This window comes from Acetobacterium wieringae, from assembly GCF_001766835.1.
In the GTDB taxonomy this organism is placed as follows: Bacteria; Bacillota; Clostridia; order Eubacteriales; family Eubacteriaceae; genus Acetobacterium; species Acetobacterium wieringae.
The window spans coordinates 1-676 of the sequence record NZ_LKEU01000011.1 but is presented as its reverse complement, the minus strand read 5'-3'; the positions used below and the strand labels follow the sequence as shown (position 1 = coordinate 676).

The 676-nt window shown below is 33.6% G+C and carries 1 protein-coding gene; it reads right to left on the bottom strand.

What is annotated here, in order from left to right:
- A partial coding sequence (locus tag ACWI_RS01625; RefSeq protein ID WP_139142305.1) for a hypothetical protein occupies positions 1-657 on the bottom strand: 657 nt, incomplete at its 3' end.
- Positions 658-676 lie beyond the last annotated feature (19 nt).

Below are 676 nucleotides of genomic sequence, written 5' to 3'. Positions count from 1 at the left end.
TTTTACTTTTAATTGCGACAATTTGATTAGTGGTTTAAGTCCGGACTTCGCAATAATTTTTGTTGTTATTTTAGAACTGAATGATTCATTGACGTCGAGCTTTCCATCGAGAAAATCCATTTTAAGCTGTGGTATTGGTATATTAGCACCAATTGGTACGGCAACTCCAAAATCTATCTCTGCTTCACTGCTATCAGCTAAAATAACAGTGGATCGATCTGCTTCTATTAACTCAGTAATGACATAATAATCTTTTTTCCAGATATCTTTATTATAGAGTTCAATGATTTTGTTTTTCAATTCTTGATAATTATCGGTTAATGTAGTCCGACAATTGTTAAATGAAAAAAATACCTTAGACGAATCACCAAACGCAATTTTCAAACTTGCTTCAAACATATCTGGTACCGTGACGCTGGGAGTTAATGACACATTAAAATCAACACCTTTGCTAAAATCAATTTTATTATCAGATGTTTCTCCCTTTAATTTCTTTGCTGTGATGCCAAAATCTTTTACATTACCTTTTCGAGTGAATATCCCATCATCAACCGATCCAAAATCACCCAGTGATAGTGGATATCCCGGAGGAAATACCGGATAATAACCCCACTCATTTTTAACAACATTGGCATAACTTTCAAATACAGAATTCATTTGTAGTTCACCTCTCAAA